This window comes from Candidatus Enterococcus testudinis (assembly GCF_002140915.1).
In the GTDB taxonomy this organism is placed as follows: Bacteria; Bacillota; Bacilli; order Lactobacillales; family Enterococcaceae; genus Enterococcus_D; species Enterococcus_D testudinis.
Genome location: NZ_NGKU01000001.1, coordinates 1,909,564 through 1,928,760 on the forward strand (window position 1 = coordinate 1,909,564; position 19,197 = coordinate 1,928,760).

Below are 19,197 nucleotides of genomic sequence, written 5' to 3' on the forward strand. Positions count from 1 at the left end.
TCCTAGTAATTTGTCGCATCTCGCCAGTGGTAGTCAAAATCTCTTGCAATCAGCGGTTTTTTATCATTTAACGGCTTAGTGACACCTTGCGTAATTACTTTAAAATCCCTTGCTCTTACAACGACTGCTTCGACTGGATGCCCATACTTAATGGCAAATAGTCGAAATCGTAATTTATTTGATTGATCAATGCCGTACATCCCATGGCTATTTTTAACATCGATCACATGCAACCAGCTGCCATCATAATTTTTGATAATGAAATCTGGCGAATAAGCGATCTGAGAAATCTTTCCTCCGCCCCCTGGTAATTCAGTAAGTTCTGTAAGTTTGAATCGCGGATGTATTTCAAAAGGCAACCCGCAATCCTTAACAAATCGTTGATAAAATTGCGCTTCTTTTTCCGAATCAAAGACAAAGCCATCAATTTGGACTTTATTCCCTCTTTTGTTTAATGCTGTAGGACCAGCCATTTAATCACCCCTTTTTTGTTTTGCTCAGGTACGCTGCTAGCTTGGCATCTATTTCCGCTTGTCGTTTTGGGGATATTTGAGCTTCTTGTACTTCCCCTTGAGCCCAGTCCGGAAGTTTTTCTTCTCGTACTATTTTTTTGTTCGCTGGCTGCCTATTCTTCTGGGCATTCATTTTGTCGAAATTTCTTCTCAAGCTCGAAGCTGAAAGAACAACGCCTTTCCAAAATTCATCTTGCGTAGCCCATACAATCATGTCTTGAACTTCTTTACCGGCTCTTTTATCCGATTTGATTGTTAATCGAATAGTATTGGCCCAACTATCTAAATCGGGTTCTTTGATGTTTTGGTTTTGAGAAATCTTTTTGAACAATAAGGCTGCCAATTTTTTATTTGGATCATCGTCCGTATAAATCCGTTTTTTGGATTTTTTCGACACGATATTATTCTTTTCATTCTTATCATTCTTATCATTCTTGTATGTTGTCATCGGCTTGTCATTAGATTGTCGTTGGCTTGTCACTGGCTTGTCATTGGACTGGTAGTCAGACCAATTTTTTATTGTTATAACGCTATATCTAGCGTTCGATTGGATTGTCAATAATTCTTCATTTTCAAATTTCTTAAGCCATCTCCATAGCTTTCGCCATGCCACCGCTTTGTCACTCGGCACTCCTTCGTTGTACTCTTTTGCTATTGCATGGGCTCCCGTGACGAATTGTCCGCTTGTCAACAACACTTCTTGTCCATTAAATAAAAACTTTCTTTCTTCGTGACTAGCTTTCATTAAACACAAGACCCATAGCTTGAACATGTCGGAATTGGTCCAGACGAATGAACTAGTCACTTTTCTATATAACTTGATGTAGCCTAGGTTCATTCGTCACACCACCTAAGCTATATAAACAGGAACGCCAACGAGTTTTTGCGTTTCCTCTTTAAATTTTTGCGCATGGCTGTTTGAATCTGATAAATGGAGTAGCCAGACTTCCTGCAGCCGATTGCTTTTGTTTGTTTTGATAAAATCGAGTGTCCGTTCAAAATCGAAGTGACTTTCTAGCAGCCGTTCTTTTCGCTTAATATCAAAGCCACGATTCATTTTCTGATCAACGATTTCTTTAGAATAATTGGCTTCGATCATCATATGGGTAACATTAGGAAAGCGATACTTCACGTAAAAGGAATCTGTGACGAAAACCAATCTATCTCCAGCTGTGTTATCAATTAGAAAGCCACACGGTTCAGCAACATCATGCTTCGTCTCAAAAGGTGTTACGTACCATGTACCAATTTTTTGTGTTTCTTTGTATAAAAGTGGGTTAAATCGATAAGAATCGTATTGTTTTAGCCTAAGTTTTTCATCGGCGAACATTGCTTGCGTTGTTCCCTCTGTTGCAAAAATTGAAACGCTGGTCTCATCGATTAATTTCTTTACATACTTGCAGTGATCTCGATGCTCGTGAGTGATAAGAGAGCCTACCACTCTTGAAAAGTCGTGTCCCATCTGTTGTTGAATAGTATTAAATGGGACACCGCACTCAATAATCAATTGAGAATGACCATCATCAATTAGATAGCCATTCCCGTTGCTGCCAGAACCAAAAATTTCAATAGAAATCAATAGGGATCTTCCTCTCCGAGATCTAACGTTTCTTGGCTAGATTTCTCAATCTCTCCATCTTCATTGACATTCTCAGGACGTTCTTCAATCTTCTCATCATCTTCTTTGTGAGGTTCAGGATTTAAGACCACGCTATTCGCATTCTCGATGATCTCTTTTTCGACCCGATCTGCAACGTCATCAACAACTATAAAGTCAGCGTCAATTTCAGCTGCTTCCTCGGTTGAATAAAGTCCCATAATCATATCCGGACAATTTAGTCGCCCGAAAAATGATGCTGCCCGATATCTGATCATCACTTCTGACATAGTTTTCCATTTCGAACCGTTTTTGGATACCCAACCTTCTGCCTTTGCCATTTCCATCGTGATTTTTGGGCCTTTGATTGTTCTTCCGGAATAGTCTTCCACATAAGCCGTACAAGCAAGTGTTTCCCCTTCTCCTTCAAACTCAAACTGTAGTTCTGTTCGGTACTTTTTAGAATTGTTGATCATCGCAATGATGTATTGGCTTGACCAAGACGGTCGACCATTAACTACATAGAGATTCTGCATTACCATTAGAGGGCTTGTATTTAAACGACTAGCCATTTCTAAGGCAATCATACAGTTGCCTAAGCCGTTTTCTCCTTGATAATCTCGTGGCACGATCGTCGATGCAGATAAAGCATTCGCCATACGCATAGCTGTCTGGAAAGCATTCTGATCTGTCCAAATATTGTTTAGTGATGGTGATTCGACTGGCTCTGCCATTTTTCTCTTTTGTATTTGATTTGTCATTGTTCAACCTCCAAAAATAATTTGTATTCCTCGCCGTTTAAAATAAAATAAACACTACTAGCCAAGTCGGAGCGATTTGTCACAGCAAGGGTCTCTTCAACTTCAGATTGCAGATCATCTAAGTCACGAAAAACACCAATAAACTGCCGTTCGTTTTTGGTCTTTGCATAAACTAAGATACCGTTCATTTAATCCCCAACTCCGTTTCATCTTTTGAAAAACATCTTTCTATTACCTGTTTTCGTTTTAAGACTGCTGCAAGAAACAACGTCTTGATAACGTCATCTAAATCCTCAATACCTAAATCTTCCAGAAGACGGCCACCCGGACCTTCGTGATATCCGTATCCGTCAAAAGATAAAGCCCGTATGTTGAACCTTGCACTCCTCCCCTGCAGCTTTTTTTCTATTTCTTCAAGTCCTTTGTACTGATTTTGCATTTTGGTAGCTTTATCTAGCCTTTTTTTGAGTTCCTGATTGACGTTTTCGATTGAATCCATCACGCTACCTCTACTTTCAGATTTTTATTTTTGGTTACACGCAACTCAATCATTTGTGAATCGATTGGATGCAGGTCGTTCACTGATTCAGTATTATCGACGAATACTGGCACGCTCAAACCGAACTCTTTGCTTAAGGTGTTGATGATGTCTAAATCGCAATTGATCCTAGCACCAGTGTTAAGGCTCGTACCGTATTCGATACCGCTATAGGTTGCCTCGCATACTTCTTCAATTCCGCCATTCTTAAGAATGTTGAAAAGTTTGAATTTAACTAGCTCGAATTTGCTATTGATTGACTCCTCAAGGTATTTCACTTTCTTGCGTGTGAATTCATCCAACAAGAACAAATATCGTTCTACATCTTGATTCTGCGCCTTTAACTTACTGTCTTCTTGCTTGAGTTCTTCTATGCGATCTTCATAATCTGACAAACTAGCCATTCGTTGGAATGTAGCTTGTGCTTCAGCAATAAGCACTCGTTTTTGACGAATCTGTTCTTCTAGTTCTTGTTCTTCTGCCGCTGTATCAGACGTATCATTTAGAATTTTTTGCTGAGCAATGTTGATTTGATCTTGAATTTTTTTGAACTGAGAAGTATCTTCAAATTTCTTTGTAGACCCTTGAATGAAAATTAACTCAGCATTGATTTTGTTTAGTGTCTCTTCTGCTTCAGATAAACTTTTTTCTAAACGAACAGTTTCTTTTTCGTGATTAGCAATTGTGGCTTTGTAAGCAAGTAATTTTTCTTTTGCTGCTTTGCCTTCAGCAATATTGGTTTCCATGTCCGTTGCTTTCTGCTCATTGAAATTTGAAACCATTTCTTCGATTTGGTCTGCCGGTAACTCTTGTGCACATGTAGGACAAACTTTTTGATGCTCATTAAAAGTCATTTCTTTTAAGATGCGATATTTATTCCGATGCTCAGCTAGAAAGTGTTCTAAATCATAGAACTGCTTGATTACCTTATCTTTCTTGTTTTCTTCTTCATCCCTTAACGAACGAATCTCGTTCACAATCCGCTGCTGCTTGTTCAGGTCATCTTGTAATGATCGTGTTTCCATATTCGTGCTGGATAGATAAGCAGATTGCGCTTCAGATAACTTCACTTTAAGACTTGACAATTCTTGTTGAAAATCCAGTGACGCGCTGCCTGCTGCATAGCTGTTTAATTTGTTTTGTAGATTCGATACATCTGCTTCATATTCAAAAACTTGTTCTTGGATTTCCTCTGATGATAGATCGCCGATATCCGCTTTTGCTTTTGCAAACATATCTGTGACTTCTTGAATTCGTGCTGGTAGTCCATCGATTTTCCGCTTCAATTCTTTCTTCTGTGAGGCAAGGATCTTGCGGTAATCATCAATCGAATGCTCTTTGATAATCTTTGTAATACCTTTCAAATCCGGATCCTTAGCAATGATTTCATCGTCACTTAAACCAGTCATGTTGACCAGGATCTCACGGCGATTTTTCCAGTTCATTTTCATGAAGAAGGTAGAATCAAAAAGCATTTGAAGAATATTTTCAGCGCTAATTTTTTCGAAATATGCTTTCCATTCTTTTTCCATAGTAGGTACGCCGTCGATCGTATACTTAGTTGTGTCACTCCCTCGAACCTTTTCAAGTTGCCCTCGTGGTGTGTTCCATTTTTCTTCTTGTACTCGCTTCAAATTAACTTCAGATCCATCAATAACTAGCACAGCTTCAACTGTAGGCTCTAAGCCTAATTTTTCATTGTTGTTCATATCCAAAGGTTTGGGATTTAATTTGGCTCCTCGAGTATCCTTACCAAATAGCAGCCATAACAAAGCATCAGCCAATGTTGTTTTTCCAGAACCGTTCTGACCACTAACAACCGCATTGGATCCGAATGGCTCGAAATTAAAGTTTTCTATACCTTTGAAATTTTTTAAAAATAAATTGTTTAGAATGATTTTTTTCATGTCAGATCACCTCGAAAGAAAGCCTCTAGCTTTTCAGTAAATTCATTAAAGTCATCTAATTGATTTTCTAGTTCTTGATCCTCTTCTTCTAATACAGTTGCTCTCATCCTACAAGCGAGGCAGTCACACATCTTTAAGACCTTTTCCCACTGTTCAATTTGCTTAGATATAACCAACTCAATTCGAGGGTTGGTACCGTTTTGCACTAATTTTCCTTCTCCAACCTGATCATATGCTGCTAATGACAATGTGACGTTTTCTGCCCGACATGCTTTCCCTAATTCTGTAATCATATTTTGAATTTTTTCGTTCATGATGTTATAATCTCCTCGAATAGTTAGTTTTTTTATCGGCTTACTTCGTCTGCCAACGAAGTAGGCTCTTTTTGTATTTTTGATATTTTTTCTTTAATCCTTGCCAAACTGAGCCCAACTTCAGTAGCTTCAGCATTATCAAATCTCCATTGCTTACGATTCAATTGCAGATTCTGTGACTTGGTAATCAACTTTAAATTCGATGAATATAAATTCTGTTTGTTCCCATCTAGAAAAATTAGTACGTAGCCTTCCGGAATCGGACCATTGACTTTCTCCCACTCAACCTTATGTTTAAACTTCCATCGTTCTGGCCAAGTTCCTTCATCCGCCACTTTAATCAATACGTAGCCTTCCCGATCGACTCGTTCAGTTCCAATAGGCTTAAAATTATGCGCTGTTTGTCCCTTTTTGAAGGATGTCTTATTCCCACCAACATTAAACATGCCTTTTGTACCTTTATTTATGGGAACGTGCCCTTTTTCAAAATGACCAGTTAAACCACTACTAACCCTGCGATTCTTTTTCCATCCTTTGATTTGTTTCAAGGTAAAGGATGTTCCAAATTCTGCATTGATTAGATTGGTTAGTGCTATGTTTGATGTATCTATTGCATTTTTCTTGATAAACCTAATTTGCTCGTCAGTGAAAAGCCGCTTTGATTGATTTGCTCTTATCCCTCGATCTTTTGGATCTAATGAACTTTGGATTTTATGCCTAGATCGTAAACTCTTCATTTGGCTATCAGTAACATCCATATCAAATCGCTCGTTGAACAACTGAGTAATCTCATCGTTGAACCGACCAGGAGCAATCTCTCTCAAGTAATCCAACATTTCAGAAGTGTATTTATTCTTAGGCATATTAATCACCCTTCAATCATCTTTGGTCTTCGTTTAGGATCCACCCAGCCGTCTTTTCCGGAATATAGTTTTTCAGCTTCCAGAACAGTATTCGCATTTTTAATGACCTTTTCTGCTACATCTGTCATTGCAGATGTTCTTTTGATTTCAGCATCCAATTCCTCATGCGTCATATCTGGATTATCCAATCGTTCAAGTTGGCCAAAAAGAAAATTATTTAAATCTGAAAGTGTGTTCTTAGGCATTTATTTCTCGCTCCCTCCTCAATGTCTGCACGTCCTTGATTAATTCCATCTTAAGTCGACTCCACTCCAATTCAGCCTTTTCAGCATCAGTAAGTTTCCTGTGCTGGTTAACAGCTGTCATTCCTATGGCCATACGTCGGTCCATCAGCCTGCAACTATATTTGATAATCGCGTTATCTAACATCTACTTCACCCCCATTATCCAAATGATTGTTAGTAGCAAGACAAAGTTTAATGCAAGACTCAAATAGCAAATCGTCTGTAATTGCCGAGCTTTATAAAGCGGTTCGATATGCAATCTAGCTAACCATTTTTTCTCCATGAATCTTGGTTCATCCTCTCTATAAGTATTCACTTGATTTCACTCTGAACTCTATTTTTCAATGCTTCCATTTCATCTGGTGTCATCTTGCGATAAGTCGCCGTCAACGGTACACCTAACTGCCTTGAAATCGACTGAACAATAATACTCAATGCTTTCTCTTGTGCTTTAATTGAGGGTGTTCCATGAATAATAATTTTGTCTTTTGCCAATATACTCGACTCCTTTCTTTAGATTTGAGTAATTAAACTTTTTCACCTCGTATTCTTGTCGTTCAATCCTAGCTCTCTTCATAGTTCATACGCAACAACATCAGTTTTTACTCACCTTCTCCAGTTCAGCTAAGACAGCCCCAATACGCGGAATTTGCTTATCAGGCTTCCTTCTGCCATTCATGATGTCTGACATGTAAGCTGAGGATATATTGATCTTTTTAGCTAACCATTCTTGATTTTTATCGTGAGTAGCAAGGGCTACTCGAACTTTAATGATGAAATCTCGTGACACTTATAACACCTTCTTTCTTTTTCTCTACACATTCAGAAATTTATCAACAAAATAAATTTGGCCTTTACCAGTAACTTTGGGGGTTTTGTTAATTGACGTATGCCCATCTGAATGAGAAACGACAGTTTCTTTGACTTCAAACAACCCCAATTCCATCGACTTTTGAGTTGGCATATTCCAATCTGTTCCTTTACGTTTGATCAAATATCCATTTTCTCGAAGCCTTTTGAACAAACGTCCCGCACCGATATCCACACCATTCTGCTTGATCAGCTTTGCTAGATCCCCTACTAAGATACTCGTATGACTTGCACTGACAGAGTCTGCGAACAATGCCTTAGGCTTCAGTTCAGCATTTTCTATTTGTAAAGCTTCCACTTTTCTTGTTTGTATCTGTAAAGCACGCTGTACAACCATCTCCGGATTATTCCAAGCCCTTTCAACTTGCAAAAAATATTGCCGCGCTTGTTTCCCTTTCTCAGATCTCTGGATCATTGAAATTTCTTTTGCCATATCAAGTTTTATTGCATGATCGATTGTTTCTTGATTGTTTCTAGGATGGACAAAAATGTCCGGGGTATAATCAAGACCTTGTTCGAATCCATATCCTGCCATCCTTGGGAACCACTTCCTGTAAGGAGTTTCTACACTTAAGAACTCGTGTAATTCCCTTCCGCTTACTAGCTGTTCGTCACTTTCGTTTGTCGTTACTTTAATTAACTCGTTCATCCTCTTTTCCTCTCTTTCTCTAATGTTTTGCAAGCTAATTAATTTCGCTAATTTGCGTTGACAGTCATCCCATAGTTGTGTACTATATAGACATAACGAAATAAACCTTTTATTCCCCTAATAAATTCACATTCTTAGTTTGGCGACGCGGAAGTGTATTATTTTTATTAGGTATCTTTCTTGTACTGCTTAGCTTGGTAAATCAGCTTACGAGATAAGATTAACCCACAACTGTGTTCTTGTCAACAGATTTATCAAATAGTTGTGTACTTTTTTCGTTAAATATATTTGAAAGCGTGGAAGCTTGCAATGACCCTATTTGAACGAATACAAGAATTGGCAAAAAAGAGAGATAAGACTTTAAAAGATATCTCGCTTGAATTAGGATACAGCAAAAATTATCTCTATACGCTACAGAAACAAAGCCCTAAAGCTGAGAATCTACAAGTAATCGCCGACTACTTCCACGTATCAACAGACTATTTGTTAGGCCGGACTAGCAATCCAACTCTCGAAGAAGAAAGTTTGGATTATAATTCAACAAAAGAATTTTTTGCAATCCAACGTAAATCAAAAAGACTTACACAGAAAGATCAACAACGTTTACTAAAAATTATGGAAGCTACTTTCGACGACTTAGATAATGATGATTTTGAGGAAGATGAAGATGAAGACTTATGATAATTTTCATAATAATAATGCTCCAAATTATGCAAACTCACAAAAGGCTGCTTATGAAACCATACTGCATAGCAAACAAAATAATCTCCCCGTTTCAATAAAAAAAATAATTAAAAGCTTCCCAAATCTGCATTTACAAAAATATACTGTGTTTGCAAAAAAACGAAACCTTTCTATGCAGGAAGTATATGATTTGCTAGACTCTGAGGAAGGTTGCTTGTGGAAACGTGGAGACGGTCAGTATATCATTCTTTATAATAACCAAATCGAAAACAAAGGTCGGATTAGGTTTACTCTTGCACATGAATTAGGCCATTACATTTTGCAGCACAATGAAAGAACCGAAAAAACTATCTTAGCTAGATACTCCTTAACAAATTTAGAACATGATATTTTTGAAAAAGAGGCCAATTATTTTGCACGAAGACTATTAGCGCCCATTCCTCTAGTTGACCTCTACACCACAAGTTGGAAAAAAATTACTGCTGGTTGTATCGAACATGCATTTGAAACCTCTTACACCGTAGCTAAATACGTAATTAATGATCTCAATCGAAGATATCAAAAAGCCAATATAATAAAAGAAAATCATCCTATTGTGGATAATTTCATAGACTACATCAGGTCAGATTCTAATTCAAAAATATGTATTGTATGCTCTTCCGTCCATAGAAACTCTATTAAATTTTGTGCGATCTGCTCTAATAGTTCATTTATTAAATCAAGTGCCTATAATTACACAACCTATAAAATGGAGAGGAAAAAATCTATGATATATTCAAAAATTGAAACCGATGACAAAGGAAATCCTATTACGTGTCCACGATGTGAATCTGAAGAAATTAGTGCTAATCACATTTTTTGCCCTTATTGCTCAGTGATCTTACATAACTCCTGCTTAGGTGGTCCTGATAATCGATTTATAGAATTAGATTCATTTGGAAGCCATGAAGAAAAATCACTCATTGATCAAATACAAGGTGGCTGTCAAGTTTTTTTAGATGGTGGATTCAGATACTGTCCTCAATGCGGAGGAGAAACATCATACTATCGACAAGGATTATTAGATAGTTGGAACATAGAAAAAAATCAAGTTCACGACCCATTTTAAGATTAACAGAATTTTTTTTGCACCTAAAAAAAGTTTTTCGTCAATAAAAATAAATATTATTTATTTTTATGATATATAAACAAAAAAAGAAAGCGAGATGAGTTATGAATAAAAAACATTATGGAATGTTACTACCCTGTCTCTTATACACATCTAGATGTGTATAAGAGACAGGTTATGAATAAAAAACATTATGGAATGTTACTACCTGCTTTAATTCTACTAATAGGATGTAGCAGTAACAAAAATGAAGGAATCACAACAGAACAAGAAAGTATAGCTAAAAGCAGTTCAGAAATTTTGCAAAAGGAAGAAGACCTTCCTGAAGAGAAAGAAGAAAGAGAAATAGTTGAAGTAGATACTATTGAATCCGAAGTTGAGAAAGAAGAGAAAACTATTGCATCGTCAGAAGAAAGTACTGAAACAGAAACAAATGAGATAAAAGAAATAAATGACTTACTTGTTAGATATATCGAGGAAAACCAAGGTTTTGCCTTGGGGACATTAGATGGTGACGGAAATCCTACTGACAACGGAACTCCAGATGATTTCTTCGCGCCATGGTTAATTATTCGATCAATTGAATACACTGGATCTGACATTCAAGCGAATGTAACTGCTGATTTTGTAAGCTTTACAACTCAAGAAAAAGACTCTTTGGCCTCCTCTATTCAAAATGCAGTTGGGGTATTTACTAGTGATTTCTCGCTACATGTTTATGTCTATAATGGAGAAAATGCATTAGGTCATTCAAAACTATTAGATTCTAGATCATACACTTGGTATTAATCCAAAAAGGAAAAGAGGAGAATTATAGGAAAAAGATATATTGTTACTGAAGATAACGGTTGTGGTTGTGGTGGGTGTATAGGGATTATTGGATTTTGTATTCTGGCAAGTTTTTTAATATCAATTGCTCCTTTTCTACTGGGGTTACTTGCTATTATTTTAGGTATTTCAGCAATTGTGTACATCCCTAAATACAGACTAAAGAGACAACAAAAACAAGAAGAAGCTGAACTAGAAGAGCGAGAAAGAAAGCTCCAAATGGAAATCAGAAAAAGAGATCTTGAAAAAAGAGAAAAAGAGCTTGAATCAACTCAAGAAAAAAATTGGGATGATTATTAAATAAAAAACACGCCCCTCAATCTTGACGGACAGAGAGCGTGTATATCAAAATAAACAATGGGTCTATTTCTTATCCTATTGTATCAAATTAGCGGAGTTGATAGCAATGAAGAATGTAGCATTATATATTCGTGTATCAAGTGATCAGCAAGCAAAGAACGGTGATAGTTTGCGTGAACAAGAAGATACACTCAACGAATATGTTAATTCAAACAAAAATATGACCATTTTTTCCACCTATATCGATGATGGGATAAGCGGTCAAAAATTAAAGCGTGATGAATTTACTCGATTGATGAATGACATTGCCGCTGGATCTATTGATATGATACTTTTCACTAAACTAGACAGATGGTTTCGATCATTGAAACACTACCTTAATACTCAAGACATTTTGGAAAAATACGAAGTTCACTGGATAGCCGTGTCACAGCCTTATTACGATACCACTACGCCCTATGGAAGGACGTTTATCAACCAGGTAATGTCATTTGCTGAACTAGAAGCACAGATGACAAGTGAACGTATAATATCTATAAATGCTAACAAAGTAAAAGAAGGCGAAGTGATCACAGGCAGCACTCCACTGGGTTATTCAATCAAAGACAAAAAGTTGATACCTAATGAGGACTCTCGCATTGCCATCGAGGTATTTAACTACTATGACCTCCATACAAATTTAAATCAAACTACTAAATTTCTAGCAGATAAACATGGAATCCTGAGAACACCCCAGTCAATTCGAAGTATGCTTAAGAATACAAAATACATTGGTGAGTATCGCCAAAATAAAAACTACAACCCTCCTATCATAGAAAGAGATTTATTTGAATCAGTCAACAGGAAATTAAAAATGAATACAAAATCAAATGTAAAGCACGACTATCTTTTTTCAGGTTTACTATGCTGCGGAAACTGTTCTCGTAAAATGAATTCTGGAAGGAAATCCAATCGATCTCCAAAAAGAAAGGACGGTACGTGTATCGTTTATCCCCCACTTCCTGAATACACCTGCAGATACGCCTATCAATTACCTAAATGCGAAAACACAAAAGTTATTCGTGAACATCTCCTTGAAAAATATTTAATTGAGAATCTACCAGCATTGCTTCAATTGACGATCAACTCTTTGAAGAAACAAAAGAACTCCACCAAGAATACTCAGACTCGTATTAAAACTCTTGAAAAGAAAATTGAACGGCTAAAATTAGCATATCTAAACGAGATAATAACTTTAGAAGAATACAAAATAGATAAAGCTGAATTTGAAAAAGAACTGACTCGCCTTGCTAAACCTAATGTAGAAAAACAGAAAATCGAAGGCTACGAAAAGCTTCTTAACTGTGATTTAAATCATTACTATGCTGATATGTCTCGAATAGAGAAAAAGGCGTTCTGGCAGTCTTTGATAGCTAAATTGACTTTTGATAACCAACGATTAATAACAGTTGAAATGCTATGATTTCCACACACCCTCTAACAGATAGTTGCAGACACGCACGCTTGAGGGGCGTGTGAGCTTAGCTCGTGTGGGTTCAAATCCCATCGTCTGCATATAGATTTGGAGTAGATTACTTTTAGTAGTTTACTCTTTTTTTATTTAAAATTCTCATCGCAAAAAAACAAATATCCAATAAATTGCGTAAGTGGAGATAACAGTGATTTATAAGCTATCTTGTTTTCAATTTTATCATCAAAAGTGGGCACATTTCATTGCAGGCTGATTTTTCCAAAGTCAGTCGTTCTGCTGCAATCATGATTGTCAGCACAGGAATGTATCTTTTATTCTTAGATTATTTTCTTTATCTGTTATTAGAAAATCTAAGAGATCCGATCATAATCGAGGGCATGTAAAAATTTTTTCGCTCACTTTAAAAATAAATATTTATCGTATCATTTTTTTATGATATCATTAATTGAGGTGAAGACATGCTATTATTTCAAGAAGTGCTCAGTTTGATTGGCGTGATTAGTTTAATCGTCTTGTTTCTACAAAAAAAAGCGTTCTTTTCAACATTCAATTCCATCCAGAAAGTCTGTTTTATTCTCCTAAGTATTTCTGTATCCGTACCGGCACTCATTGCCTTTTTTAGCGGGTTGGCTAAAGGATTTTGGGAAAACTTGTAATGATCAAAGCCATTTTTTGGCTTTTTTTTGTATAATCAACTAGCTATACACTTCAATTAACAAATTTATTTTTACTATACTGAAACACCTGAGCGAATGATCTTTTTATAAAAACCACAAAAAAATACTCACAACAGTAATTAAAAAATAAAAGACAGAGACACTTATCTATTGATCTGTTATTTACGCCATACCATCGAAAGGACTATCCCTATGACCATCTCACTGATTGAGGCAAATGCAAAAGACTTGTCTATCATTTATCTCATTCAAAAAGCAGCCTTCCGTTCATTATATGAAACCTATCAAGATGAAAGAACCTCTCCGTTTAAAGAAACCTTGGAGAAACTACAAAGAAAATTTAATCAACCCAACTATCATTACTTTCTGATCCAGAGAAAAGAGGAAAACATTGGCTTCATCAAAATTACAATGGATATTGAAACGGAAACGATAAGAATCGCGCCAATCGCCCTACTCCCTGTTAATCAAGGAAAAGGGTATGGAAAAACAGCCTTACTCCTAGCTGAATCAATCTTTCCTGCTAGAAAAGCCATTTTAAGCACCATCAAAGAGGAGGCGCATTTGGTTCACTTTTATGAATCATGTGGATATGTCCTCACAGATTGTGCGTCCTCCGATACAGCAGGTATGCATTTTGTTTATTTTGAGAAAACACTAAACGGCGATACATAGTTAAGATGAATAATTGGGTATATTCTGGCGTTTCAGAACATACGTTTGACCGTCCCCCCTACAACTGCTATGATAATAAAAAAGAAATCGAGGTGTCCTATGAAACAATTATTCCTCTCCTCCTCTTTTACAGATGTAGAGGCGCAATTTACTGAATATATAAACAATAAGTCTCACACAAAAAGTGTAACCTTCATCCCAGCAGCCAGCCTAGTAGAGGACGTGACTTTTTATGTTGGCGAAGCGTTAGCGCTGTTCAAACGTTTGGGTTTCTCCATTGATGTCCTTGATTTGGCCGCCAGTACACCATCTGAGATTGCGGAGACGCTACAATCAAACAACTTTATCTATATTTCTGGTGGCAATACTTTTTACTTGCTGGATGTGTTGAAACAATCAGGTGCTTTTGCGTTGATCTTGGAACAAATTGCTGAAGGAAAAATCTATGTTGGCGAATCTGCAGGCAGTGTTATCGCCGCGGAATCCATCGATTATATCGCAGTAATGGACGACAAAACAAAAGTCCCTGCAGCTGACACCTATCCAGCACTGAATGTAGTACCATTTGCAATCGTCCCTCACTATCAAGCAGCTTATTTCGCAGAAGCTGCCGAAACGATTTTACGTACCTATCAAGCAGACTATGAGTTGATTCCCCTTAGCAATCATCAAGTGATGATCGTTGAAGGTGAACATACGGACATACGCTAAATTTTTTTTCATACAAAATCACCAACAAAGGAGTGATTACATGGCTTTTATTGTACTCATCGGGGCCCAAGCAACTGGAAAAATGACCGTTGGACGCGAATTAGAAAAAAGAATGGATGCCAAATTATTGTTCAATCACCAAACACTTGATATTTTTGCTGAATATGTAGGGTTTATTCCCAAAGCGTTTGAATTATCCAATCAATTACGTTTGGACCTCTTTGATGCCTTTGTGGAAAATATTCCCCACAATCCAATCAAATCACTGATTTTTACAGTGTTGATCGATTTTGCAGCAACTGAAGATATCGCATTTTTGGATAGCATTGCATCTACCTTTATTCAAGCACAGGAAGATGTCTATTTCATAGAATTGGTCGCTGATCTTGATGTGCGCTTACAGCGCAATGCCCATGAAAGCCGCTTGCAAGCCAAACCTTCAAAAAGAGATCTAGCATTCTCAGAATCTGAGCTACTATCCTCCTACGCAGCCAATCGTTTAGAAAGCGAACAGGACGAATTGGCAGCCTGTTTCCCTCATGTCCATACATTACAAATCAATAATACGCAACTGTCACCTGAAGCTACCGCAGCGTTGATCATCGAAAAATTTCAACTGTATTGATCATTTTGGTCTTTTTTTGGCGCACTCGTTGGACGCAAAAAAGGAATGGATTTCTCCATTCCTTTTTTATGCTGTGGGCACATTTGTTCATTTCTCAAGAACAAAGCACTTTCTTACACATTGGACGAAACAAGGCGATAGATCCATAGATCCCCACACCCACGATGCCTGCGAAAGCCACATAAGCAATCAACACCAATGAGGAAACACCCAACATAAACAATTGGATTCCTTTTAATAGTAGATATAGACCCAATAGGATCAATAAAAATAAGCGAAGCCTTTGCATTTTACGCGCCATAATGATGCTCCTTTATAAGCTTTGTTTCATCTTCTCATATCGATTGATCCATATCCTCATCCTTTAGACTGATTTCTAACGGTTCGTTTCGACAGAGATTTTGATCAATATACCGTTTGGATCATATAAACTCATTTGCTCCGTCGTTTCTGTTTTAAATGAAACCGATAGAGTTGTCAAATGATCTTTCAACTCCGACAATGCCGCTGTGTCTGGGACCACAAAACTATAATAGGCTAAGCCAAGGTCATTTTCTGCCATCGGCGGGGTATGTTGACCCATCCAAATATTTGCGCCGATATGATGATGATAGCTACCTGCAGCGAAGAATTTTGCTTGTGCCCCGAAATTACTGGTCAGGTTCAGACCTAAGACTTGGGTATAAAAATCTTCTGTTTTTTGCAAGTCAGCCACTTTCAAATGAACGTGCCCAACTGTGGTTCCTTCAGGAAAATGGGTTTGCTGACGATCTGCAGTGTCGACGACCCCTTGGGCATCCATTTCGATCGTGATACCTACGATTTCGCCATCCTCGCGAATATCCCATTCTGAACGTGGCTTGTCTCGATAGACCTCTATGCCGTTGCCTTCTGGATCGGTTAAATAAAGTGCTTCACTATATCCGTGGTCACTAGCACCGTCTAGTGGTGCGTTAGATTCAATATAATGAATCAATGTATTGCCGAGATCTTTTCGGCTTGGCAATAAAAACGCCACATGAAATAAACCGGTTTTTCGTGTAATTGGCAATGGGTGTTCGACTTTTTGTAACGTTAATAAAACATTGTTTTTCGTGCCTAATGCCACTGAATCTTCGGTTTGGTCTAACAGGGTCAATCCGATGATCTGTGTATAAAAATCACGCATCTTCGATAGATTTGCTACTTTTAAAGCCACGATTCCTATATGAGTTGTCTCATTGATTTGAAAGTTTGGTATAATCGTCGTCAATTTGTGTGTCCTCTTTTCATTCTTATTTATCCTTACTTGTTACTTATATTGTAACACTAACTTTTTGTAAGTAAACAAAAATGCTCATCACTGATTCTGACGTTCAATTTGCTCAATGATCTTCCTTTTGCAATAACGCAAGCGCTCGCGGCAAAGCTGCATCTGTGGTTCCCTCAAGCACCACGTAACAGTATGGCTTGTGGCGTGCGGTGATTTGCAAGATTTTTTGATAATCCATACAGCCTTCACCTAACGGTACCACGTCTATTTTATTGTCGATGACTTGGTAGTCTTTTAGATGCAGACAAACGATCGAATCGCCAAACCGCGCAAAGGCTTCTTCAGTTAGTGCCACTTGCTGCTGATAGTCTTTAATTGTAATCAAATTCGTGGGATCGAAAATGATCCCTAACCATTCTGAAGGTACACGATCTAGCAGCATCGCGATTCGGTCAAGAGAATACAAGGGGTGATTCAATCCTGCCTCGATACCTAACAAAATATGATGCTTTTCTGCATAAGCCACCAATCGTTGGATCACACCAACCAAGTCCTCAAATGTTTCATCGCTGAAATTTTCTTCAGTATATCCCATCTGCGGCAATACTGAGCCTGTTTCTGAGGCAACCATGACCGCCCCAAAATATTTGGCATGTGCCAAGTATCGTTCAAAGCGTGTCAAAATTGCTTCGCGTTTCTTGGCATCTGGATGGATCAGGTTGCTGTAACAACTCAATAAGGCAATCTGAACTCCTTCTGCTGCGAATGTTTGTTTGAAATAAGTACCCATACCAGGATTCAATGAGGTTATATCTCCGCTATCAGGAAAAGATTTCGTTAGTGCAAACTGAACATTGGTCAGTTGGTGTCGGGCAATAGTCTGGGCAAGTTCCTTGGGTGTTTGACAATCTTTCATATCGTGTCCGCGAACGGCAAATTGGCACATAGTCATTCTCCTCGTTGATGTATTTTGGCAGCTATGCAAAAAAGACCAAATGGTGATTGCTCCCCAATTGGCCTGATTGCAAACCCATGCGTTCATTGTCAATCAATGTTTCTTGATTCTATTGCTGTGATTGATAATCAGCCGTATATTCTTCGATGATTTGATCGCCGCCGTTTTTGCGGAATGTTTCCACCGCTTTATCAAAGCCATCCATCTCGATTTCTCCAGTCATGTACTGATAGTAGGCATCTGCTACGCCCTCGATCAAACTAGACCATGATTTGTCATAAGTTTCAGAAGTCAATGCTTGGGCTGGATTGATGACTGCGAAAGCTTCATTCTCAGAAATTTTATCATTGGCTAAGTTGACATAAGGATTGCTTGATGGGAATACTGTGACCAATTCAGATGGCCGTGAAGAAGAGAATGGTTGCACTTCTTGCTGCCATTTCGTGTCATCTAAGCGGACATATACGCCATCATCGTCAATTTCATAATGTTCGCCTTCGATCCCTTGGGTCATCAATGTAAATGGCTCTTCATCCATCAAATCGTTGATAAATTTCAACACGACTTTCAGTTCATCTTCCGTTTTGACATTGTCTTTCGGAATTGCTAACCAACCGCCCATTCCACCATTGGTGTCTGAAAGAATGCGGCGTTCTATATCGCCGTATGTGATGTCGTTGATCAATTCCCATTCCATATGCTCTTCAGCTGTACCTGCTGCTTCATCAACATAATTCCGAACTTCTTGCAATCCGCTCAATACAATACCGCCTTTTCCTTGGACGATATAGTTCTTCTGGTCATTCTTCGCCATCACAGCAAAGTCTGAATTCATCCAGCCATTGGCATAAATGTTACGGAACCATTCCATCGCTTCTTTGTATTCAGGTTGCATAAATGACGGCATCACTTCATTGTCATCAGTGACCGTGAACCAGTTATCTGCGCCAAAATAGCCAGATAGTGAACGGAAACCGACATTGAATGATTCGTCTCGTTCGACAAATCCGACGGTATCATCAACTCCATTGCCATCAGGATCGTCTTCCGTAAATGCTTGTGCTACTTTTTCAAGTTCTTCAAGAGTCGACGGAACTGCTAAGCCCAAATTGTCTAACCAATCTTTGCGGACCAAAACACCATATCTGGCGATTGGCTTTTGGTAAGGTACGCCATAGATTTTCCCATCGATTCGTGAGGATTCTAATCGGTCTTCTGAGATATTAGCTAGATTTGGATAGTCTTTCAGGTATGGTTCTACATCCCAAAACATACCGGAAGCCAAAGAGCTACGGACGGTAGTGTTGGTGATTTCAGCTAAGCTGACAATATCTGCCAATGATTTTGATGCCAAAGCGGCGTTTAGTCGTTCTGTTTTGGATGCATCAGGTACCCAAGTAAAGTCGATATCAACACCTGTGTATGCTTCCAGCTTTTCCGTCACTTCTCCCGATGGTGGTGCCGCCGTATGCAGCATCGCCATCCAAGAGATACTGGTTTTTTCTTCCGCTGCTGCCGTTTCTTCTGTGCCGCTGCCTCCACTACTATCACCACAAGCCGCCATGAATAAGCCTGCTGCACATAGTAACCCTGCTAACTGTTTCTTTTTCATACAT

Annotated in this window: 26 protein-coding genes; 9 read left to right on the forward strand and 17 right to left on the reverse strand. The window is 38.1% G+C overall.

Annotation, left to right across the window (positions count from 1 at the left end; all coding sequences use genetic code 11):
* Positions 1-2: 2 nt before the first annotated feature.
* The 13 genes from A5886_RS09165 to A5886_RS09230 all read right to left on the reverse strand — a co-directional run bounded on the left by A5886_RS09165 (position 3) and on the right by A5886_RS09230 (position 8,295).
* Positions 3-473 (reverse strand): DUF1064 domain-containing protein, encoded by a 471-nt coding sequence (locus tag A5886_RS09165; protein ID WP_086274733.1) that lies wholly within the window; start codon positions 471-473, stop codon positions 3-5.
* A gap of 4 nt (positions 474-477) precedes the next feature.
* The gene (locus tag A5886_RS16085) at positions 478-1,350 is read right to left on the reverse strand and encodes a phage replication protein O (RefSeq protein ID WP_256926192.1); all 873 of its coding nucleotides are present in this window, start codon (positions 1,348-1,350) and stop codon (positions 478-480) included.
* A 12-nt stretch (positions 1,351-1,362) separates the two neighbouring features.
* Positions 1,363-2,091 carry an MBL fold metallo-hydrolase gene (locus A5886_RS09175; protein WP_086274735.1) on the reverse strand — a complete coding sequence of 243 codons (729 nt, stop codon included), beginning with the start codon at positions 2,089-2,091 and terminating at the stop codon, positions 1,363-1,365.
* Positions 2,088-2,870: a hypothetical protein gene (locus A5886_RS09180; protein WP_086274737.1), complete on the reverse strand. Its 783-nt coding sequence runs from the start codon at positions 2,868-2,870 to the stop codon at positions 2,088-2,090. The genes A5886_RS09175 and A5886_RS09180 overlap by 4 nt, the downstream gene beginning before the upstream one ends.
* Entirely contained in the window at positions 2,867-3,058 is a 192-nt protein-coding gene (locus tag A5886_RS09185) for a hypothetical protein (protein WP_086274739.1), read from the reverse strand. Before A5886_RS09185 ends, A5886_RS09180 begins: the two co-directional genes overlap by 4 nt.
* On the reverse strand, positions 3,055-3,369 hold the full coding sequence (locus A5886_RS09190) for a hypothetical protein (protein ID WP_086274741.1): 315 nt from the start codon (positions 3,367-3,369) through the stop codon (positions 3,055-3,057). The genes A5886_RS09185 and A5886_RS09190 overlap by 4 nt, the downstream gene beginning before the upstream one ends.
* Positions 3,369-5,315, reverse strand: coding sequence for an AAA family ATPase (locus tag A5886_RS09195; protein ID WP_086274743.1), 1,947 nt, complete (start codon positions 5,313-5,315; stop codon positions 3,369-3,371). Before A5886_RS09195 ends, A5886_RS09190 begins: the two co-directional genes overlap by 1 nt.
* Positions 5,312-5,629, reverse strand: coding sequence for a hypothetical protein (locus tag A5886_RS09200; protein ID WP_086274745.1), 318 nt, complete (start codon positions 5,627-5,629; stop codon positions 5,312-5,314). The genes A5886_RS09195 and A5886_RS09200 overlap by 4 nt, the downstream gene beginning before the upstream one ends.
* Positions 5,630-5,661: 32 nt before the next feature.
* Entirely contained in the window at positions 5,662-6,492 is an 831-nt protein-coding gene (locus A5886_RS09205; RefSeq protein ID WP_086274747.1) for an HNH endonuclease signature motif containing protein, read from the reverse strand.
* 5 nt (positions 6,493-6,497) lie between these two features.
* Positions 6,498-6,737, reverse strand: coding sequence for a hypothetical protein (locus A5886_RS09210; RefSeq protein ID WP_086274749.1), 240 nt, complete (start codon positions 6,735-6,737; stop codon positions 6,498-6,500).
* Positions 6,738-7,088: 351 nt separating this feature from the next.
* Complete coding sequence (locus A5886_RS09220; protein WP_086274753.1) at positions 7,089-7,271, reverse strand: hypothetical protein; 183 nt, start codon at positions 7,269-7,271, stop codon at positions 7,089-7,091.
* 100 nt (positions 7,272-7,371) lie between these two features.
* Positions 7,372-7,566: a helix-turn-helix domain-containing protein gene (locus A5886_RS09225; protein WP_086274754.1), complete on the reverse strand. Its 195-nt coding sequence runs from the start codon at positions 7,564-7,566 to the stop codon at positions 7,372-7,374.
* A gap of 24 nt (positions 7,567-7,590) precedes the next feature.
* Positions 7,591-8,295, reverse strand: coding sequence for a phage antirepressor KilAC domain-containing protein (locus tag A5886_RS09230; RefSeq protein WP_086274756.1), 705 nt, complete (start codon positions 8,293-8,295; stop codon positions 7,591-7,593).
* A 309-nt stretch (positions 8,296-8,604) separates the two neighbouring features.
* Between A5886_RS09230 and A5886_RS16090 the strand changes: the two genes are divergently transcribed.
* The 9 genes from A5886_RS16090 to A5886_RS09270 all read left to right on the forward strand — a co-directional run bounded on the left by A5886_RS16090 (position 8,605) and on the right by A5886_RS09270 (position 15,374).
* Entirely contained in the window at positions 8,605-8,976 is a 372-nt protein-coding gene (locus A5886_RS16090; RefSeq protein WP_256926193.1) for a helix-turn-helix domain-containing protein, read from the forward strand.
* Positions 8,963-10,087 (forward strand): ImmA/IrrE family metallo-endopeptidase, encoded by a 1,125-nt coding sequence (locus tag A5886_RS09240; protein WP_179190015.1) that lies wholly within the window; start codon positions 8,963-8,965, stop codon positions 10,085-10,087. Before A5886_RS16090 ends, A5886_RS09240 begins: the two co-directional genes overlap by 14 nt.
* A 177-nt stretch (positions 10,088-10,264) precedes the next feature.
* Entirely contained in the window at positions 10,265-10,876 is a 612-nt protein-coding gene (locus A5886_RS09245; protein ID WP_086274760.1) for a hypothetical protein, read from the forward strand.
* Positions 10,877-11,053: 177 nt separating this feature from the next.
* Positions 11,054-11,215, forward strand: a complete 162-nt coding sequence (locus tag A5886_RS15845) for a hypothetical protein (RefSeq protein WP_179190016.1) — start codon at positions 11,054-11,056, stop codon at positions 11,213-11,215.
* Positions 11,216-11,321: 106 nt separating this feature from the next.
* The gene (locus A5886_RS09250; protein WP_086274762.1) at positions 11,322-12,677 is read left to right on the forward strand and encodes a recombinase family protein; all 1,356 of its coding nucleotides are present in this window, start codon (positions 11,322-11,324) and stop codon (positions 12,675-12,677) included.
* Between the two features lie 467 nt (positions 12,678-13,144).
* Entirely contained in the window at positions 13,145-13,342 is a 198-nt protein-coding gene (locus A5886_RS09255; RefSeq protein ID WP_086274764.1) for a hypothetical protein, read from the forward strand.
* Between the two features lie 213 nt (positions 13,343-13,555).
* The gene (locus A5886_RS09260; RefSeq protein WP_086274766.1) at positions 13,556-14,038 is read left to right on the forward strand and encodes a GNAT family N-acetyltransferase; all 483 of its coding nucleotides are present in this window, start codon (positions 13,556-13,558) and stop codon (positions 14,036-14,038) included.
* A 99-nt stretch (positions 14,039-14,137) separates the two neighbouring features.
* Positions 14,138-14,749, forward strand: a complete 612-nt coding sequence (locus tag A5886_RS09265; protein WP_086274768.1) for a Type 1 glutamine amidotransferase-like domain-containing protein — start codon at positions 14,138-14,140, stop codon at positions 14,747-14,749.
* 40 nt (positions 14,750-14,789) lie between these two features.
* Positions 14,790-15,374, forward strand: coding sequence for a DEAD/DEAH box helicase family protein (locus A5886_RS09270; RefSeq protein ID WP_086274770.1), 585 nt, complete (start codon positions 14,790-14,792; stop codon positions 15,372-15,374).
* A gap of 94 nt (positions 15,375-15,468) precedes the next feature.
* Here A5886_RS09270 and A5886_RS09275 read toward each other — a convergent pair whose 3' ends face one another.
* From A5886_RS09275 to A5886_RS09290, 4 genes are all read right to left on the reverse strand, one after another.
* Positions 15,469-15,675, reverse strand: coding sequence for a hypothetical protein (locus A5886_RS09275; RefSeq protein WP_086274772.1), 207 nt, complete (start codon positions 15,673-15,675; stop codon positions 15,469-15,471).
* Between the two features lie 75 nt (positions 15,676-15,750).
* Positions 15,751-16,626 (reverse strand): VOC family protein, encoded by an 876-nt coding sequence (locus tag A5886_RS09280; protein WP_086274773.1) that lies wholly within the window; start codon positions 16,624-16,626, stop codon positions 15,751-15,753.
* A 112-nt stretch (positions 16,627-16,738) separates the two neighbouring features.
* Entirely contained in the window at positions 16,739-17,572 is an 834-nt protein-coding gene (locus A5886_RS09285) for a sugar phosphate isomerase/epimerase family protein (RefSeq protein ID WP_086274775.1), read from the reverse strand.
* A gap of 118 nt (positions 17,573-17,690) precedes the next feature.
* Positions 17,691-19,193, reverse strand: coding sequence for an extracellular solute-binding protein (locus A5886_RS09290; protein ID WP_086274777.1), 1,503 nt, complete (start codon positions 19,191-19,193; stop codon positions 17,691-17,693).
* Between the last annotated feature and the right edge of the window lie 4 nt (positions 19,194-19,197).

Coding starts and splice junctions, on each gene's coding strand:
- A5886_RS09180 (WP_086274737.1), bottom strand. CDS start 2,870: ATGACAAATCAAATACAAAAGAGAAAAATGGCAGAGCCAGTCGAATCA.
- A5886_RS09270 (WP_086274770.1), top strand. CDS start 14,790: ATGGCTTTTATTGTACTCATCGGGGCCCAAGCAACTGGAAAAATGACC.
- A5886_RS09285 (WP_086274775.1), bottom strand. CDS start 17,572: ATGTGCCAATTTGCCGTTCGCGGACACGATATGAAAGATTGTCAAACA.
- A5886_RS09205 (WP_086274747.1), bottom strand. CDS start 6,492: ATGCCTAAGAATAAATACACTTCTGAAATGTTGGATTACTTGAGAGAG.
- A5886_RS09190 (WP_086274741.1), bottom strand. CDS start 3,369: ATGGATTCAATCGAAAACGTCAATCAGGAACTCAAAAAAAGGCTAGAT.
- A5886_RS09195 (WP_086274743.1), bottom strand. CDS start 5,315: ATGAAAAAAATCATTCTAAACAATTTATTTTTAAAAAATTTCAAAGGT.
- A5886_RS16085 (WP_256926192.1), bottom strand. CDS start 1,350: ATGAACCTAGGCTACATCAAGTTATATAGAAAAGTGACTAGTTCATTC.
- A5886_RS09255 (WP_086274764.1), top strand. CDS start 13,145: ATGCTATTATTTCAAGAAGTGCTCAGTTTGATTGGCGTGATTAGTTTA.
- A5886_RS09230 (WP_086274756.1), bottom strand. CDS start 8,295: ATGAACGAGTTAATTAAAGTAACGACAAACGAAAGTGACGAACAGCTA.
- A5886_RS09240 (WP_179190015.1), top strand. CDS start 8,963: ATGAAGACTTATGATAATTTTCATAATAATAATGCTCCAAATTATGCA.
- A5886_RS09185 (WP_086274739.1), bottom strand. CDS start 3,058: ATGAACGGTATCTTAGTTTATGCAAAGACCAAAAACGAACGGCAGTTT.
- A5886_RS09245 (WP_086274760.1), top strand. CDS start 10,265: ATGAATAAAAAACATTATGGAATGTTACTACCTGCTTTAATTCTACTA.
- A5886_RS09250 (WP_086274762.1), top strand. CDS start 11,322: ATGAAGAATGTAGCATTATATATTCGTGTATCAAGTGATCAGCAAGCA.
- A5886_RS09290 (WP_086274777.1), bottom strand. CDS start 19,193: ATGAAAAAGAAACAGTTAGCAGGGTTACTATGTGCAGCAGGCTTATTC.
- A5886_RS09210 (WP_086274749.1), bottom strand. CDS start 6,737: ATGCCTAAGAACACACTTTCAGATTTAAATAATTTTCTTTTTGGCCAA.
- A5886_RS09200 (WP_086274745.1), bottom strand. CDS start 5,629: ATGAACGAAAAAATTCAAAATATGATTACAGAATTAGGGAAAGCATGT.
- A5886_RS09165 (WP_086274733.1), bottom strand. CDS start 473: ATGGCTGGTCCTACAGCATTAAACAAAAGAGGGAATAAAGTCCAAATT.
- A5886_RS09260 (WP_086274766.1), top strand. CDS start 13,556: ATGACCATCTCACTGATTGAGGCAAATGCAAAAGACTTGTCTATCATT.
- A5886_RS16090 (WP_256926193.1), top strand. CDS start 8,605: ATGACCCTATTTGAACGAATACAAGAATTGGCAAAAAAGAGAGATAAG.
- A5886_RS09275 (WP_086274772.1), bottom strand. CDS start 15,675: ATGGCGCGTAAAATGCAAAGGCTTCGCTTATTTTTATTGATCCTATTG.
- A5886_RS09265 (WP_086274768.1), top strand. CDS start 14,138: ATGAAACAATTATTCCTCTCCTCCTCTTTTACAGATGTAGAGGCGCAA.